The following is a 17,537-nucleotide window of genomic DNA, read 5'->3' as shown; positions in this document are numbered from 1 at the left end:
TAAGCCTCAGCATTCGGGGGAATAATCGAGGTGTGGTGTGGTCATCCAGTGATTAAGGTAGTGAGACACCGCCTGTGTCTCGCAATGTCCGATAATCGGTAAATGGGGCAACGACGCTTTCAGTTGATGCATGGCGTTGCCCATAATGAAACCGCTGCCAACACGTTCCAGCATTTCGCGATCGTTCATGGCATCGCCAAACGCCATACAATCCGCCAGCGACAGCGAAAGATGCTGGCACAAACGTCCCAACGCCGCGCCTTTATGGCAATCGACCGGCAACACCTCCAGACAATCCCACGCAGAGAAGCAAATGTTGGCCCGCTCGCCCAACGCGGCCTGCAATTCGCTTCTTAACGCCTGCAACATTTCATGTGGCGCAATAAAACAGATTTTCGTGACTTCATGCGCCGACATCTGACGCAAATCGCGCAGCTGATAATGGAAGCCACTCATCGCATGCGCTTCCAGCGCGCCGGGCAGCGGCTTATCGGTAAACCAGCCCTCATCGTTGAAAACATGAATCGAGGCCGGCGTTTGCCAATGCGTATGAATCACCTCTTCCGCCATCGATGGCGACAAATCGCAGCCGTAAAGTTGGTTGCCTTCAAGATCGTGAATGCGCGTGCCGTTACCGGTAATCAGCCACGCAGGCAAGGTGATTTGTTCGCGTACTCGCTGCATATCCATGAGATGACGCCCGGTGGCAAACGCCAACGTGACGCCGCGCTGATGCAACGCATGCAGGCTTGCCAGCGTTTCATTACCTAACCGGTGCGAAGGCAGCAACAGCGTGCCGTCCATATCAAATGCCGCGAGGCGAGCCATGCGAATTCTCCTGTCTGTGTGAGGCAGCTACTATCGCCTGGTAATTACGGAACTAATAGTGAATACTTTTTAAAAACTGTTCCGGGTTTAGCTATGCGTGAACTTCATCGGGTCAATCAATTTCAGCGCCTGTGGCAACTCAGCCACGGCGAAACGCAACGCCTTAGCGTCGCTGCGATGGCGCAACACTGCTTTTGCAGCGAGCGCCATGTGCGCACGCTGCTGCGTCAGTGGCAGGATGCCGGCTGGCTGCAGTGGCGCGGTGAATCCGGGCGTGGCAAACAGGGTGAGCTGACTTTCCTGGTGTCGCCGGAACAGCTGCGCCAGCAGTTGTTAACGCAGCAACTCGACGCCGGCGAGGCGGTACAGGCGCTGCAGGTGCTCGATCTGCATCCCGAGCGATTAGTAAAATTGCTGCGACCACTGATGGGCGGTCAGTGGCAGAAGCAATCGCCGGTGCTGCGCATTCCTTACTACCGCGCGATGGAGCCGTTGCGTCCGCTGCAGCTGACCGGACGCGCCGAGCAACATCTGGCACGCCAGGTTTTCTCCGGGTTAACGCGCTTTCGCGATAACGATGTTGAAGGCGATCTCGCTCACCATTGGCAGCATGATGCCAGCGGCCGTGACTGGTATTTCTGGCTGCGCCCACAGCTCAGCTGGCACAACGATGAACCGGTGCAGGCGGCACAGTTGGTTGAGCAGCTGCAACAGATCAGGCATTCGCCACGCGGTTCGCGGCTGCTGGCGGCGATTGAACAGATTGAAGCGCCGCATCCGCTAGCGATACATATTCAACTGCGCGAAAGCGATTACTGGCTGCCGCAGCGGCTGGCGCATCAGTTATGTCTGTTACCGCATCCTGAATTCACCGATATCGGTAGCGGGCCGTGGAAACTCACGCATTTCACCGCTGAGATGGTGCGGCTGGAGAGCCATGCGCGCTGGCATTTGCAGCGTCCGCTGATCCAGCGGATGGAATACTGGATCACACCACAGCTGTTTGATCGTGATCTCGGCACCAGCTGCAGCCATCCGGTGCAAATCGCCATTGGCGATCCTGACGAACTCGGCTCGCTACGTCCGGTTGATCGCAGTATCAGCTTGGGATTTTGCTATCTGGCGCCACGCATCTCGGCGAACTTCAGTGCCGAACAGGCCCAATCGCTGATTGCCCTGATTCAGCGCAGCGGTGTGATTCAGCAACTGCCGCTGGATGAGGATTTAATCACACCGAGCCATGAGCTGCTGCCTGGCTGGCCGGTACCGCGCGCCGAAAGAGAGACGATTGCACTGCCGCCCACATTAACGCTGCATTACCACTTGCCGGTCGAACTGCATGTGATGGCACAGGCGTTAATTCCACTGCTGGCGCAACACGGCTGCGCCCTCACCTGCATCTTCCATGACGTAAAAAGCTGGCGTGACGATAGCGATCTCAGTGAGGCCGATGTGGTGATGGGCGATCGACTGATTGGCGATGCACCGCTGTTTACGCTGGTGAACTGGCTGGAGAACGATCCGGTGTGGCAGCCGCTGCGCGAACAGGTTCTGCAAACGCCACTGAGCGCGATTGCCCAACAACCTGATGCACTGCAGCGCAGTGAATTGACTCAGCAACTGTTTCAGCAGCTGATGTGCGATGGCCACTTACTGCCGCTGTTTAACTATCGCTATCAGGTTTTTGCGCCGCCCGGCGTGGAGGGCATCCAGCTTAATAGTTTGGGATGGTTTGATTTCACCCGCGCCTGGATTCCGCCGCCAACCACAGCTAGCGCTGTTCAGCCTGCGTCCGAGCCAGTACCATAAGCGCACTGATTTTTGGGGAAGAAAAAATGAAACGAGCCGTTGTGGTATTCAGTGGCGGACAAGACTCCACCACCTGTTTAATTCAGGCGCTGCAACACTATGATGAAGTGCATTGCGTTACTTTTGATTACGGCCAACGCCATCGTGAAGAGATCGAGGTTGCGGCTGAGCTGTCGCACAAGCTGGGCGCGCGCGCGCACAAAGTGCTGGACGTTACGCTGCTCAACGAGTTAGCCGTCAGCAGCCTGACGCGCGACAACATTCCGGTGCCAACCTATGATCCCAATGCCAGCGGTTTGCCGAGTACCTTTGTACCGGGCCGCAATATCCTGTTCCTGACGCTGGCATCGATTTATGCCTATCAGGTCGAAGCCGAAGCGGTGATCACCGGCGTGTGCGAAACCGATTTCTCCGGCTACCCGGATTGCCGTGATGAGTTTGTTAAAGCACTGAATAACGCCGTCAGCCTCGGCATGGCGCGCAATATTCGCTTTGAGACGCCGCTGATGTGGCTGAATAAAGCGGAAACCTGGGCGCTGGCCGATTACTGGCAGCAGCTGCCGCTGGTACGCGCTGAAACGCTTACCTGCTACAACGGCGTAAAAGGTGATGGCTGTGGCGAATGCGCGGCCTGTCATTTACGCGCCCGTGGCCTGGCAGATTATCAGGCGAACGCGCCGGCGGTGATGGCAGCGATGAAACAAAAAAGCGGCCTCAACTGATTCAGGCCGCAGGGTAAACTGGCGTCATCGGCGCCAGTTATTCATTTTCCACCATCAATGACATCAGACGCTCGCGCAACTCCCCTTCCATCGGCACCGCTTTTTGCGTGCGCAAATCGATACAGACAAAGGTCAGCGCGGCATCGGCCACCACCGAATTATCACTCGCCAGCAAGACACGCTGCGCAATGATGCCACTTTTACCGCTGAGCTGTGACACTTCACTTTCAATATTCAATACGTCGCCCAATACCGCCGGACGACGATAGTTGATGTTGATATTCACCACCACAAACGCCAGTTGCTGCTCCATCAGCCAATGAAACGCATCGACATCCTCCAGCCACTGCCAGCGCGCCTCTTCCAGAAATTCCAGATAGCGCGCGTTATTCACGTGCTGATAAACATCCAGATGATAACCGCGCACTTTAATTGTGGTTTGCATTGTTGCTCCTTGTTCAGGCTGAGAATGACAACTGGTAAGACCTGTTGAGCATAGCACAGCCTGAATCCGGGCTTTTTCAATCCTTCAAAGTCGCGAGACGCTTCACAGTTTAAGCCGGGCGCTGTTGCGCTCAATCAGGGCGCTACCAATGCCCGGCACCTCCTTGAGCTGTTCAATGGCGGTAAAGGGCCCGTATTGTTCGCGATAACTGACAATCGCCTGCGCCTTCTTCAGCCCGATACCGTTCATACCAGCCGCCAGTTGTTCGGCGGTGGCTGAATTGATGCTGACCTGTCCTTCCTGTGGCGTGGAGACTTGCGTCGCCTGCGTTTCACTGGGACTTTCGGCAGCCGCCAGTCCGGTGGTATAAACTGCGCCGCCCAGCGCCAGCGTAATGCATAGGGCTTGAAACGTTGATTTAACCATGCTGTGTTTCTCCTTGTGTTTGACAGCAACAGCAGGGTGTCACAGCTCAATTCAACGCTCAAAAGGGCAATTACAGAAATGGAAAAGGCCGCATAAGCGGCCTTTCGGGTATTGCAGTGATTTAACTTTTTTTGTGAGGCTTACTGGTTTTGTGCTGCGGCGCCGTACTTAATCTTCGCCTCTTTACGCAGGTTTTCCAGCAGCGCTTCAAAGGCGATTTGCGCGTTATTCTGCGTTACGCCTTTTACCATCTCATCGATCTGCGCCTGCGGCATGTTGCCCGCGCTGACTTTATCCAGCGCGATCAGCACCACATTGCCCTGCATATCTTCGCTCACGCCCCACGACGGTTTATTGTCGGCAGGTTGTGGCAGATTGAAGGCTGACTGAGCAACAGGATCCTGCGCGTTGCGATCGAACGATTTGCTGGCGCTGAGCGTCAGGCCTGCAGCCTTCAGTGCATCCGCTTTACCGGCTTTCAAATCGGCCAGCAGCTTGTCTGCTTGTGCTTTCGCCTGCTGTGTCGCTTTATCATGCTTCAGCGAATCTACGATCTGCGCTTTTACCTGATCCAGCGGCTTCACCGCTTCCGGTTTGTGCTCGCTGATACGCAGTACAAAGGCACGATCGCCATCCACAGAGATGATGTCGGAGTTGTTACCCGGCGCACCATTCTGGCCTACCAGACCACCGTTGAAGATCGCTTGTTTAACCTGCTCGAAATTCAACTCGTCTGGCAGGTTATCGCGGGTGATCCAGTTGGTTTCTACCACTTTCAAGCCGGAAGCCTGCGCGGCGCCCGCCAACGATTCGTTGTCGTTGCTGGCTGCTTCGCTGACTTTCTGCTGAATTTTGTAGAAGGCATCAACCGCTTTCTCTTGTTTCACTTTATCGGCAACGATGTCATGAACATCGGCCAGCGGCTTAACCTGCTCCGGCTGGATATCATCCAGACGCACCACCAGGAAGCCAACCGACGATTTGATAGCGCCGGAAAGCTGGCCTTTCTGCGTCAGATTGGCGTTTTTCAGCTCGTCTGGCGTAGTGCTCGGCTCCAGCCAACCCATGTCACCGCCTTTGCGGGCTGAGATTGGGTCGATGGATTTGCTTTTTGCCAGCGCAGCGAAATCTTCGCCTTTCTTCAGCGCGTCAACCACGGCGTTAGCGTCAGCTTCCGTCCTGGTCTGGATTACGCTGTAGCGATTACGCTGTGGCTGTGAATAATCCGCTTTATGTTGATCGTACCAGCTCTGAATGTCCGCTTCGCTGGCCGTTTCCTGCATGCTAGCGGCATCCATTTTGATGTAACTCACGCGGAACTGTTCAGGCGCCATGAAGCTATTCTGATGCTGCTGGTAATATTGGCTGACTTCGTCGTCGCTGACCGTCTGCTTAGCCGCCAGCGCGTTGACATCAATCACCGCCTGACGCACTTCACGCTGCTGAGACACCAGATCCACCAGCTTGCTGGTTTCGCCTTTTAGCATGAAATCGGTGTTAGCAATTGCGTTAATCAGCTGCTGCGTCGCCAGCTGCTTGCGCAGCGCTTCGGCATACTGATCGGCAGTGAAGCCCATGCTGGTGATCAGGCCGCTGTATTTGGCGTTGTCGAATTTACCGTTGGTCTGGAAAGCTTTCTGATTAAAGATCGCCTGTTTCACCTGATCATCGCTGATGCCGATGTGCAGATCTTTGATGTACTGATCAAGTAACGCCTGATCGATCAACTGCGACAGCGCCTGCTGGCGCATCTGCTGCATGTAGCCTTCGTTGCTGGCTAACTGCGAGAACTGATCGCCCAGCATCTGCTGCTGACGATTGCGCTCGTTGTTATAACCCTGCTCCAGCTCTGCACGGCTGATCTCATGGCCGTTAACTTTGGCAGCATAATCACCGCCGCCACCGATCAGGTAGTTGCCCACCCCGGTGAGTACGAAAGACAGGATGATCAATCCCAGAATAATCTTGAGCACGACATGATTCGACGCCGCGCGTAAATTGTCCATCATGGTATGACAACACTCCGCTGTAGTGTGAATGTAAAGCTCTAACACGATGTCATCATCGTGCAACTGCTGTTCAGGCTGGCAGTTGGCAACCATGCGGAGACAACAACCAAAGGCTATCGCCGCGCATCAAGAATAAAAAAGGCACATCAAAATGATGTGCCCGTATGTTACATGAGAACGGCTTTTGCGTCCTCAATCCACGGAAGAAAATGCTTCAATGGATGTATCAGCGGTCATTAATTGACGGAATCTTTCAGTGCTTTACCAGCACGGAAGCCCGGAACTTTACCAGCCGGAATGGTGAGCTCTTTACCCGTTTGTGGGTTACGGCCTGTACGAGCTGCACGCTCACGCACAGAGAAAGTACCGAAACCAACCAGTGCCACTTCATCACCGCCCTTCAGAGCTTCGGTAACGGAGTCCATGAATGCATCTAAAACACGTCCCGCTGCCGCTTTAGAAATGTCAGCATCTGCAGCAATTTTGTCGATCAACTGTGACTTATTCACTCTCTTCATCCCCTCTTTTATTATTCACATCGCACCCGTGCTTCCCGCCCGGTGCGAACGCGCAGCCAGTTATATCAAGCCTGTGGAGCTGAAACAACGGTATTCATCTTAATCGTTGATCCAGCAGCCCACTAAGTTAGCGGCACAAAAAAAAGCTGGCAAGCACCATTTTGCCTGCCAGCTTCGCTTTTTAGCGGTTTATGCCGCTAATCACTATTTTGCGGTCGCAACCTGCATGCCGTAAGGCGCATTTTCCAGTGCCAGGTTCAGCACTTCTTCAATACGCTTCACCGGATGAATCTCGAGATCGGCAATCACGTTCTGGGGAATATCCTCCAGATCGCGCTTGTTTTCGTCCGGGATCAGCACGGTTTTGATGCCGCCACGGTGTGCCGCCAGCAACTTCTCTTTCAGGCCACCAATCGGCAGAACCAGACCACGCAGGGTGATTTCACCGGTCATTGCGACATCAGAACGCACCGGGTTACCGGTTAAGCAAGACACCAGCGCGGTGCACATAGCGATACCGGCGCTCGGGCCATCTTTCGGCGTCGCACCTTCTGGTACGTGCACGTGGATGTCGCGTTTCTCGTAGAAGTCACCGTTGATGCCCAGTTTCTCTGCACGCGCGCGCACCACAGTCAGCGCGGCCTGAATCGATTCCTGCATCACTTCGCCCAGCGAACCGGTGTACGTCAGCTTGCCTTTACCTGGTACGCAGGCGGTTTCAATGGTCAGCAGATCGCCGCCCACTTCCGTCCACGCCAGTCCGGTCACCTGACCCACACGGCTTTCGCTCTCTGCGCGACCATAATCAAAGCGCTGCACGCCAAGGAAATCCTTGAGATTATCGCCATTGATCACGATGTGCTTTTTCGACTTATCCATCAGCAGCGCTTTCACTGCTTTACGGCACAGCTTGGAGAGTTCGCGCTCCAGACTACGCACGCCCGCTTCACGCGTGTAGTAGCGGATGATGCCAACAATCGCGCTGTCGTCGACGGTGATCTCTTTCTCTTTCAGCGCATTACGTTCAATCTGCTTCGGCAGCAAATGTTGCTTCGCGATGTTCAGCTTTTCATCTTCGGTGTAACCGGAGAGACGAATCACTTCCATACGATCAAGCAACGGTGCTGGGATGTTCATGGAGTTTGAGGTCGCCACGAACATAACGTCAGAGAGATCGTAATCCACTTCCAGATAGTGATCGTTAAACGCGATGTTCTGCTCAGGATCCAGCACCTCAAGCAGCGCTGAAGCCGGATCGCCACGCATGTCAGAAGACATTTTGTCGATCTCATCCAGCAGGAACAGCGGGTTTTTGACGCCCACTTTCGCCATTTTCTGGATCAGCTTGCCAGGCATAGAACCGATGTAGGTACGACGATGTCCGCGGATTTCCGCTTCATCACGCACGCCACCCAGCGCCATACGCACGTATTTACGTCCGGTGGCCTTAGCAATCGACTGTCCCAGCGAGGTTTTACCCACGCCCGGCGGTCCAACGAGGCAGAGAATTGGGCCTTTGATTTTGCTAACGCGACTCTGCACCGCAAGATACTCAAGGATGCGATCTTTGACGCGCTCCAGACCGTAATGGTCGATATCCAGCGTTTCCTGCGCTTTACGCAGGTCTTTTTTCACCTTGCTGCGCGCCACCCACGGAACCTGAACCATCCAGTCGATGTAGCCACGCACCACGGTCGCTTCTGCAGACATCGGCGACATCATCTTCAGCTTCTGCAGCTCAGCTTCGGCTTTTTCACGCGCTTCGGTCGGCATTTTGGCCGCTTCAATCTTACGTTTCAGCGCCTCGTACTCATCCGGCGCATCATCCATTTCGCCCAGCTCTTTCTGAATGGCTTTCATTTGCTCATTCAGATAGTACTCACGCTGGCTTTTTTCCATCTGCTTTTTAACGCGGTTGCGAATACGCTTCTCAACCTGCAGCAGATCGATTTCTGATTCCATCATCGCCATCAGATATTCCAGACGTTCATTGACGTCGGACATCTCCAGCACGGACTGTTTATCAGCCAGTTTCAGCGGCATATGCGCTGCGACGGTATCGGCCAGACGAGCCGCATCGTCGATGCTGTTGAGGGAGGTTAAGACCTCAGGTGGGATTTTTTTATTGAGCTTGATGTAGCCTTCAAACTGGTTGATGGCCGTGCGCACCAGCACTTCCTGCTCGCGCTCTTCAATTTCTGGCGAGACAAGGTATTCGGCCTGGGCAACAAAATGGTCGCCATTATCAGCCAGCGTGGTGATGTGCGCGCGTTGTAAACCTTCGACCAGCACTTTTACCGTGCCATCTGGAAGTTTCAGCATCTGCAATACAGAAGCGACGGTCCCTACTGAGAAGAGATCGTTAATGCCAGGTTCATCCGTTGAAGCCTCTTTCTGTGCAACCAGCATGATCTTTTTATCATGATCCATCGCGGCTTCGAGGCACCGAATCGATTTTTCCCGGCCAACAAACAACGGAATTACCATGTGCGGATAAACCACCACGTCGCGCAACGGCAACACGGGGATTTCAATGCGTTCAGAACGCTCAGGATTCATAGAGCTCTCTCTTAGTTTAATGTCCGCCAGGTGATGGGTACCGCGCAATAGAGGTTTTGCAGTTAAACCCACAGGATATTGAGTATATGGGGATGCTTGTACGACATTCAATGTCACTGGCGAGAGAAAAACAAAAGGGGAAAGATTTTTCCCCTTTTTTAAGATAACAACGTGGTGCAATTGTTTATTTATTCACCAGAAGCCTGGGCTTCATGCTTTCCATAAATCAACATCGGCTCGGATTGACCTTCAATGACTGATTCATCAATCACCACTTTTTCAACGTCATCCATCGAAGGCAGGTCGTACATAGTTTCAAGTAACGCACCTTCAACGATAGAACGCAGACCACGCGCACCGGTTTTACGTGACATCGCTTTTTTAGCGATTGCCGTTAAGGCTTCGTCGCGGAATTCCAGTTCTACGCCTTCCAGATTGAACAGCGCCTGATACTGTTTGGTCAGCGCATTCTTCGGCTCACGCAGGATCTGAATCAGCGCTTCTTCACTCAGTTCGCTCAGCGTTGCCACAACCGGCAAACGACCGATGAACTCAGGAATCAGGCCAAACTTGATCAAATCTTCTGGCTCAACCTGAGACAGCAATTCGCCTTCACTCGCCTTCTGGGATTTGCCCTTCACGGTTGCACCGAAGCCGATGCCGGACCCGGTTTCAACACGCTGGGAGATCACCTTATCGAGACCGGCGAATGCGCCACCACAGATAAACAGAATCTTGGAGGTATCAACCTGCAAGAACTCCTGCTGCGGATGTTTACGTCCGCCCTGCGGCGGTACGGCAGCCACGGTGCCTTCAATCAGTTTCAACAGCGCTTGCTGTACGCCTTCGCCCGAGACGTCACGGGTGATCGACGGGTTGTCAGACTTACGAGAAATCTTGTCGATTTCATCGATGTAGACAATGCCGCGCTGCGCTTTCTGCACGTCGTAATCACACTTCTGCAGCAGCTTCTGGATGATGTTTTCAACGTCTTCACCCACATAACCCGCTTCGGTCAGCGTGGTGGCATCCGCCATCGTGAAGGGCACATCCAGCAAGCGCGCCAGCGTTTCTGCTAACAGTGTTTTACCGCTACCGGTTGGACCGATCAGCAAAATGTTACTTTTGCCCAGTTCAATACCGTTGCTGGTATCGCCATTGCGCAGGCGTTTGTAGTGGTTATACACCGCTACTGCCAGCACTTTCTTCGCCCTTTCCTGACCAATAACATAGTCATCAAGGTGATGGCGGATTTCATGCGGCGTCGGCAGTGAGCTACGCTCGCGGTGCGGCGCAACTTCCTTAATCTCTTCGCGAATGATGTCGTTGCAAAGATCAACGCACTCATCGCAAATGTACACTGACGGCCCGGCAATTAGCTTACGGACTTCATGCTGGCTTTTGCCGCAGAAAGAGCAGTACAGCAACTTACCTGAACCGTCTTTGCGCTTATCTGTCATCAGCTAACCTCTTTTCTTTCTCAGACCAAATTTGTTGTACGGCGCTGGCCGTACATCAACGGCCGATATGCATTCAACCCATCTGCCTGCTCCCCGTTAACTATAGCGTAAGGGGCAGACAGATGTGTTTTATTGGCGATGCGTCAGGATTGAGTCAACCAAACCGTATTCAACCGCCTCACCCGCAGAGAGGAAACGATCGCGCTCAGTGTCGCGTTCAATCTCTTCCAGCGATTTGCCAGTGTGCTCAGCCATCAGCTCATTCATGCGCTGCTTCACTTTCAGGATTTCGCGCGCATGGATTTCGATATCCGTCGCCTGGCCCTGATAGCCGCCCAACGGCTGATGAATCATCACACGTGAATTAGGCAGGCAGAAGCGTTTACCTTTGGTGCCTGCTGTCAGCAGGAACGCACCCATTGAACAAGCCTGACCCATACAGATGGTGCTGACATCCGGCTTGATAAACTTCATTGTGTCATAAATCGACATCCCAGCAGTAATCACGCCGCCTGGCGAGTTAATGTAGAGATAAATGTCTTTTTCAGGATTCTCAGCTTCCAGAAACAGCATCTGCGCCACGATCAGGTTAGCCATATGATCTTCAACCTGACCAGTCAGGAAGATCACACGCTCTTTGAGCAGGCGAGAGTAGATGTCGTAAGAACGCTCGCCGCGCGAGGTTTGTTCGACCACCATTGGCACCAGCGCCATGTGCGGTGCAGTAAATTCACGATCGCCACTGTATGACATTACCGTCTCCTGATAAATTTCATTGGCAACATTGTGTACCGATTTTACGTGAGGCGCGCCGGGAAAACTATGCGCTGCAGTCTCACTCCGCAGTAACAAGACGGTTAATCAGTCAGTCTCACTGTTTTCATGCATTCTCCCTGTATCTGGGGATGCTGCCCAGTTGTTTCAAGCATAACAACCTTTTGCCCATTCGCTAACACGGAAAAAGAGCTTAGCGAATAATTTGCCGATTAATTAAGCAAATAGAGGGCAAATCGGTGTATTTGGCGCCTGAAACGAAAAAGCCCGCGACTTTTCAGTCACGGGCTTAGCACTAACGGTTAACGAATGAATCAGGCCGCAGAGGTCTGGTTCATCAGTTCCTGGAAGTTAGTGGCTTTATCGGTCACTTTCGCTTTCGCCAGAACCGCTTCAACCGCTTGCTCTTCCAGAGCCACGTTGCGCATGTTGTTCATCAGCTCGCTGTTCTTGCTGTAGAACTCGATCACTTCCTGCGGATCTTCGTACGCAGAAGCCATCTCTTCGATCAGCGTTTTAACGCGTTCTTCGTCAGCCTGCAGTTCGTTGATACGAATCACTTCGCCCAACAGCAGACCCACAACGACGCGACGTTTAGCCTGCTCTTCGAACAGTTCGCGTGGCAGTTCCAGCGCTTGCTTCTCGTTGCCACCAAAACGCTGTGCAGCCTGACGACGCAGAACGTCAATTTCGCTGTCGATCAGCGCAACCGGAACATCGATGTCGTTGGCGTTAACCAGACCGTCGATTGCCTGCGTCTTGACGCGGTTACGGATAGCACCTTTCAGCTCGCGATCCATGTTCTTACGCACTTCAGCACGCAGACCGGCAACTGAACCATCTTCCACGCCAAAGCGCTTGATGAACTCTTCAGTCAGCTCTGGCAGTTCGCGAGTTTCAACTTTCTTCAGCACGATTTCAAACTTCGCATCTTTCCCTTTCAGGTTTTCTGCATGGTAATCGTCTGGGAATTTCACGTCGATAGTGAAGGTTTCGCCGGCTTTGTGGCCAACAACGCCCTCTTCGAAGCCAGGGATCATACGGCCCTGGCCCATTGCCAGCACGAAGTCAGAGGCTTTGCCGCCTTCAAACTCTTCTCCGTCAACAGAACCGCTGAAGTCGATGGTCGCGCGATCTTCAGCTGTCGCTGCGGCATCGCTCTCTTTCCAGGTCGCCTGCTGCTTCTGCAGGGTTTCCAGCATGGTATCAACGTCAGCGTCAGTTACTTCTACCACTGGCTTCTCAACTTCGATTGCGTCCAGGCCTTTCAGCTCAACTTCTGGATACACTTCGAACTCAACCGCGTAGGTGAAGTCTTCGCCTTCTTTATATTCGCCCGGCACATAGTTTGGTGCGCCAGCCGGATTGATTTTCTCTTTGATGATGGCGTCAACGAAGTTGCGCGTCATCAGCTCGCCCAGCACGTCCTGGCGAACAGAAGCACCGTAGCGCTGAGAAATGATGTGTGCCGGCACTTTGCCTTTACGGAAACCGTCGATACGGACTTTCTTAGCCACTTCCACCAGTTCTTTCTTCACTGCGCTTTCGATGCTGTCAGCTGCAACAGTAATCGAAATGCGACGGCCCAGACCCTGAGTGGTTTCTACTGAAACTGTCATCTTGTTACCTCAAAAAATCACGTGCTCGGTCAACTTCAGACACCACACATAAAATGCGCCGTATCCAACAACCGGGACGGCCTCTGCAGGCAGAACCAAATCCCTGTCACCAGAAGCGTCCCGAAGACATTCCGGAAAAATAGACGCAGCATTATAGCGGCATCGCTGGAATGAGTCGAGGCTGCAAACTCACCACTTTTTAGCGGTTTTGCTGCTTTTTTGCGCCGTAGATCGCGTTTGAGTGTAATAAATGAAAAGAAAACGGCCCGCAGGCCGTTTTTAAGGATGAGTAAAAAGGGAATTCAGGCGAGCGTTCCCGCGCCGCGACAATTCGGCGAGGCCAAAACCGTATCCTGCAATCCATCCCACTCTTTTTGCGTGTAAGTATGCAGTGCCAGCGCGTGTACGCTGCCCGCTAATTCGGTCGCCAGTTCGCCATAAATAGCGCGATGACGTTGCAGAAAGCGCTGACCGGTAAATCGATCGCTGACAATCACCACTTTAAAGTGACTTTCAGAACCGGCGGGCACGTTATGACGGTAGCTTTCATCATGCACTTCAAGATGTGCAGGCTCGAAAGCGTTACGCAACTTTTCTTCTATTTGTTCGCGAATCATGATTAACACTCCTTTCCGGCGAGCGCTGTGCCCATCTGTTTAAATATTAGTAGGTTTTTCACCGCTTCCGCAGGTTGACCGTAAATAAATCCGCCAGCGCTGCGCATAGTAACTCGCTTATCTCTCAGGTCAACTGGCTGGCGTTTCATCCTGTCCGAAAAAAGCCTTTACAATCAATTTCCATTGGCCCGGGGCTTTTTTCACCGCTGCGCAATGCTATGATGGCCGCAGTTTTGCAAACCAACCCATATGCTAACGAGAATGAGTATGTTGAAAAAACTGTTATTCCCTCTGCTGGCTGCTTTTATTTTGGCCGGCTGTGCCAGCAACAACACCACATTGGATATTCAACCGAAGATTCAATTACCGCAGCAAGATCCAAGCCTGATGGGCGTCACCATCAGCGTTAACGGTGCCGATCAACGTTCCGATCAGGCGCTGGCCAAAGTAAACCGCGATGGTCAGTTGATCACGCTGACACCATCACGCGACCTGCGTTTCCTGCTGCAGGAAGTGTTAGAGAAGCAGATGACGTCACGCGGCTACATGATCGGCCCAAGCGGTGCCGTTGATCTGCAGATCGTGGTGAATGGTCTGTATGCGGATGTGACCCAAGGCAATGTGCGCTACAGCATTACCACCAAGGCGGATATCTCCATCATCGCCACCGCGAAAAACGGTAACAAGCAGGTGAAAAACTATCGCCAGACTTACAGCGTAGAAGGCGCGTTTACCGCCACCAACGCGAAGATCACCAACGCGGTTAACTCAACCCTGAGTGACGTGATTGCTGATATGGCGCAGGACACCAGCGTTCACAACTTCATTAAGCAGAACGCCCGCTAATTTCCGCAGTATTTTGCCCGGCGACTCTCAGCCGGGCTTCATTTCAGGTTGGCTATGACATCTCACTATCTGCGAATTTTTACCCAACGTAATGCGGCGGTCTTGCTGCTGCTGGGTTTTGCCTCAGGCTTACCGCTGGCGTTAACCGCCGGAACATTACAAGCGTGGATGACGGTAGAGAATGTTGACCTGAAAACCATCGGTTTCTTCTCCCTTGTCGGTCAGGCTTACGTGTTTAAGTTCCTGTGGTCGCCGATGATGGATCGCTATACGCCACCGTTTCTTGGCCGCCGTCGCGGCTGGCTGCTGGTCACGCAGCTGGCGCTGATAGGCGGCATTATTGCCATGGGCTTTATGCAGCCTTCGCGTGACTTAACGCTGTTGGCCGCGCTGGCGGTGCTGGTTGCCTTCTGTTCGGCTTCGCAGGATATCGTGTTCGATGCCTGGAAAACCGATGTACTGCCGCCGGAGGAGCGCGGCAGCGGCGCGGCAATCACCGTGCTGGGCTATCGTCTGGCGATGTTGATTTCAGGCGGACTGGCGCTGTGGATTGCGGATCGCTATCTCGGCTGGCAAGCCACTTACTGGCTGATGGCGTTACTGATGGTGCCGGGCCTGATCGCCACATTGCTGGCGAAAGAACCGGTGGCGCCGGCGCGCGAACCGCACTCGCTACGCCAAGCCGTGACATTCCCGCTGAAAGACTTCTTCCAGCGTAACAATGCCTGGCTGCTGATCACGCTGATTATCCTTTACAAGCTTGGCGATGCATTTGCCGCCTCGCTCACCACCACCTTCCTGATTCGCGGCGTCGGCTTTAGCGCGGGCGATGTCGGTCTGGTGAACAAAACGCTGGGTTTGTTGGCCACCATTATTGGTGCGCTGTATGGCGGCGTGCTGATGCAGCGCCTGAGTTTGTTCCGCGCCCTGATGATTTTTGGCGTGCTGCAAGCGGTGTCGAATTTTGCTTACTGGTTGCTGGCGGTAACGCCACCGCACTTGTGGAGCATGGCCAGCGCGGTCTTCATTGAAAACCTGTGCGGCGGCATGGGCACCGCGGCCTTTGTCGCGTTGCTGATGACATTGTGCAACAAATCCTTCTCGGCGACGCAGTTCGCACTGCTCTCTGCCCTCTCCGCCGTGGGCCGCGTTTACGTCGGTCCCGCCGCCGGTTGGCTGGTCGAAATGTGGGGCTGGCCCACCTTCTATGCTTTCACCGTGTTTGCTGGCGTACCGGGATTACTGCTGTTATGGCTGTGTCGCGGCACTTTGCATAGCATGCAGCAAAGCGGAGAGTTTGTGATGCGCAGCTTGTGGCCGCAAGGTTACCGCTGGACGGTGCGTCTGTTTAGCATCGGCTGCGGCTTACTGGCCTTGTGGTTACTGGCCTTAGCCCTTAACGCCAGCGGCGTTGTGCAGATTGATGCGCTACTTACGCCAATGTTTGAAGCCGGCATGGCATTTGCGCTGTTGGCGGTCGCACTCGGTGTTATTTTGGATAGTTTGGCATTAAAAAAAGCGGCGCGGGAAAATCTGGGTTGAGTAAGCCAATTTTCATAACGAAATAATGGGGTAAAAATATCAGTTGCTCATTTTCCCAATAGCATTTTTTTTAAAGCGAATTAGAAACATTAAATTAACAACGGCGAGCGAATATTTAAATCCGGTGCGCAATTACTTTGTATAAAAGTCATCGCCGAAATGATGCAGAAATGTTAAATAAATGAGTATTAAGAGTACGGTTTATACTTTCCCTGATTTTTCTGCGGTTTCTACCATTGGTTTTTGTTATATTGATGCCAACTGCTTGTCGCAGTTAATAATTTGTCACCCTGCGTAACATCTGTGACACCCTTAGCAAAAGGTGTCAACAGCCTTCTGACACATCCTTAAGCTGGTTTACACTGCATAAACCTTCCCGTAAAATGCGCGCACACTTAAACGACAATAGAGCCCTTTGTCATTGAGGTCGTTAAATGAGACTCAGTAAATACAATAAAAGTTTGGGGATTTTGTCATTAATTGCAGGCGCTGTATTGCTCAGTGGCTGCGATAGTGCGTTGTTAAATCCCAAAGGACAGATTGCACTGGAGCAACGTTCGTTGATTCTGACAGCTTTCGGCTTGATGATGATCGTAGTTATCCCGGCAGTCTTCATGGCAGTATTCTTTGCCTGGAAATATCGGGCAACCAATACTAACGCAACATATAGCCCTAACTGGTCACACTCAAACAAAGTGGAAGCCGTGGTCTGGACCATTCCGATCCTGATCATTATCTTCCTCGGCGTTTTGACCTGGAAATCAACCCACGCGCTGGAGCCGAGCAAACCGCTGGTTTCTGACGTTAAACCGGTTGAGATCGACGTAGTGGCACTGGACTGGAAATGGCTGTTCATTTACCCGGAACAGGGTATTGCAACCGTCAACCAGATTGCCTTCCCGGCAAACACTCCGGTGAACTTCAAGATCACCTCCAACTCCGTGATGAACTCCTTCTTTATTCCTACTCTCGGCAGCCAGATCTATGCGATGGCCGGTATGCAGACCAAACTGCATCTGATCGCCAACGAGCCAGGAACATTTGACGGTATCTCTGCGAACTTCAGTGGTCGTGGTTTCTCTGGCATGAAGTTCAAAGCCATTGCAACTAAAGACGATGCGGAATTCCAGCAGTGGGTTGCCAAAGTTAAAGCGGCACCTAACGCGCTGAACACCATGGATGATTTCGAGAAACTGGCTACGCCAAGCGAAAATCACCCGGTGGAATATTTCTCAACGGCAAATCCAGAACTGTTCAAGCAAGTGATTGATAAGTTCATGATGAGCCACGGGAAGATGGACATGCCAGAACATAAAGGCATGGACATGAGTCACGCCGCTTCCGCGGGAGCCGAGGAATAATA

Annotated in this window: 15 protein-coding genes; 5 read left to right on the top strand and 10 right to left on the bottom strand. The window is 52.9% G+C overall.

The genetic code is table 11. The features are described 5' to 3' along the window. Nucleotides 1-6: 6 nt before the first annotated feature. Entirely contained in the window at nucleotides 7-828 is an 822-nt protein-coding gene (cof, locus tag AAF463_RS04865) for an HMP-PP phosphatase (RefSeq protein WP_350261614.1), read from the bottom strand. 93 nt (nucleotides 829-921) lie between these two features. Here cof and AAF463_RS04860 point away from each other — a divergent pair, with 93 nt between their 5' ends. Together AAF463_RS04860 and queC are read left to right on the top strand one after the other, a co-directional pair. Then, nucleotides 922-2,637, top strand: a complete 1,716-nt coding sequence (locus AAF463_RS04860) for an SgrR family transcriptional regulator (RefSeq protein ID WP_350261613.1) — start codon at nucleotides 922-924, stop codon at nucleotides 2,635-2,637. Between the two features lie 26 nt (nucleotides 2,638-2,663). Further along, nucleotides 2,664-3,359, top strand: a complete 696-nt coding sequence (gene queC, locus AAF463_RS04855) for a 7-cyano-7-deazaguanine synthase QueC (RefSeq protein ID WP_101762419.1) — start codon at nucleotides 2,664-2,666, stop codon at nucleotides 3,357-3,359. 37 nt (nucleotides 3,360-3,396) lie between these two features. On the opposite strand, the gene AAF463_RS04850 is transcribed toward queC, so the two are convergent. The 9 genes from AAF463_RS04850 to bolA form a co-directional block, all read right to left on the bottom strand. After that, nucleotides 3,397-3,804, bottom strand: a complete 408-nt coding sequence (locus AAF463_RS04850) for a YbgC/FadM family acyl-CoA thioesterase (RefSeq protein WP_101762420.1) — start codon at nucleotides 3,802-3,804, stop codon at nucleotides 3,397-3,399. Between the two features lie 102 nt (nucleotides 3,805-3,906). Beyond that, entirely contained in the window at nucleotides 3,907-4,230 is a 324-nt protein-coding gene (locus AAF463_RS04845) for a ComEA family DNA-binding protein (protein WP_101762421.1), read from the bottom strand. A 140-nt stretch (nucleotides 4,231-4,370) separates the two neighbouring features. Continuing rightward, nucleotides 4,371-6,239, bottom strand: coding sequence for a peptidylprolyl isomerase (ppiD, locus tag AAF463_RS04840; RefSeq protein WP_350261612.1), 1,869 nt, complete (start codon nucleotides 6,237-6,239; stop codon nucleotides 4,371-4,373). 236 nt (nucleotides 6,240-6,475) lie between these two features. After that, nucleotides 6,476-6,748 carry a nucleoid-associated protein HU-beta gene (gene hupB, locus AAF463_RS04835; protein WP_036648244.1) on the bottom strand — a complete coding sequence of 91 codons (273 nt, stop codon included), beginning with the start codon at nucleotides 6,746-6,748 and terminating at the stop codon, nucleotides 6,476-6,478. Nucleotides 6,749-6,961: 213 nt separating this feature from the next. Further along, nucleotides 6,962-9,316, bottom strand: a complete 2,355-nt coding sequence (gene lon, locus AAF463_RS04830) for an endopeptidase La (protein ID WP_101762422.1) — start codon at nucleotides 9,314-9,316, stop codon at nucleotides 6,962-6,964. Between the two features lie 188 nt (nucleotides 9,317-9,504). Next, nucleotides 9,505-10,776, bottom strand: a complete 1,272-nt coding sequence (clpX, locus tag AAF463_RS04825; protein ID WP_008103932.1) for an ATP-dependent protease ATP-binding subunit ClpX — start codon at nucleotides 10,774-10,776, stop codon at nucleotides 9,505-9,507. Between the two features lie 129 nt (nucleotides 10,777-10,905). Then, the gene (gene clpP / locus AAF463_RS04820; protein WP_007886971.1) at nucleotides 10,906-11,529 is read right to left on the bottom strand and encodes an ATP-dependent Clp endopeptidase proteolytic subunit ClpP; all 624 of its coding nucleotides are present in this window, start codon (nucleotides 11,527-11,529) and stop codon (nucleotides 10,906-10,908) included. Nucleotides 11,530-11,864: 335 nt separating this feature from the next. After that, entirely contained in the window at nucleotides 11,865-13,169 is a 1,305-nt protein-coding gene (gene tig / locus AAF463_RS04815) for a trigger factor (RefSeq protein WP_101762423.1), read from the bottom strand. A gap of 302 nt (nucleotides 13,170-13,471) precedes the next feature. Next, complete coding sequence (bolA, locus tag AAF463_RS04810; RefSeq protein WP_008103937.1) at nucleotides 13,472-13,786, bottom strand: transcriptional regulator BolA; 315 nt, start codon at nucleotides 13,784-13,786, stop codon at nucleotides 13,472-13,474. A 267-nt stretch (nucleotides 13,787-14,053) separates the two neighbouring features. Between bolA and AAF463_RS04805 the strand changes: the two genes are divergently transcribed. The 3 genes from AAF463_RS04805 (at nucleotide 14,054) to cyoA (ending at nucleotide 17,535) form a co-directional block, all read left to right on the top strand. Continuing rightward, a complete protein-coding gene (locus AAF463_RS04805) occupies nucleotides 14,054-14,632 on the top strand; it encodes a lipoprotein (protein ID WP_007886975.1) in 579 nt (192 codons plus the stop codon). A gap of 54 nt (nucleotides 14,633-14,686) precedes the next feature. Next, on the top strand, nucleotides 14,687-16,174 hold the full coding sequence (gene ampG / locus AAF463_RS04800; RefSeq protein ID WP_217547381.1) for a muropeptide MFS transporter AmpG: 1,488 nt from the start codon (nucleotides 14,687-14,689) through the stop codon (nucleotides 16,172-16,174). A gap of 434 nt (nucleotides 16,175-16,608) precedes the next feature. Continuing rightward, nucleotides 16,609-17,535 (top strand): cytochrome o ubiquinol oxidase subunit II, encoded by a 927-nt coding sequence (cyoA, locus tag AAF463_RS04795; RefSeq protein WP_101762426.1) that lies wholly within the window; start codon nucleotides 16,609-16,611, stop codon nucleotides 17,533-17,535. Nucleotides 17,536-17,537 lie beyond the last annotated feature (2 nt).

It is taken from the genome of Pantoea sp. BJ2 (assembly GCF_040255075.1).
Taxonomy (GTDB): Bacteria; Pseudomonadota; Gammaproteobacteria; order Enterobacterales; family Enterobacteriaceae; genus Pantoea; species Pantoea leporis.
This window is presented reverse-complemented; position numbering and strand designations above follow the sequence as displayed.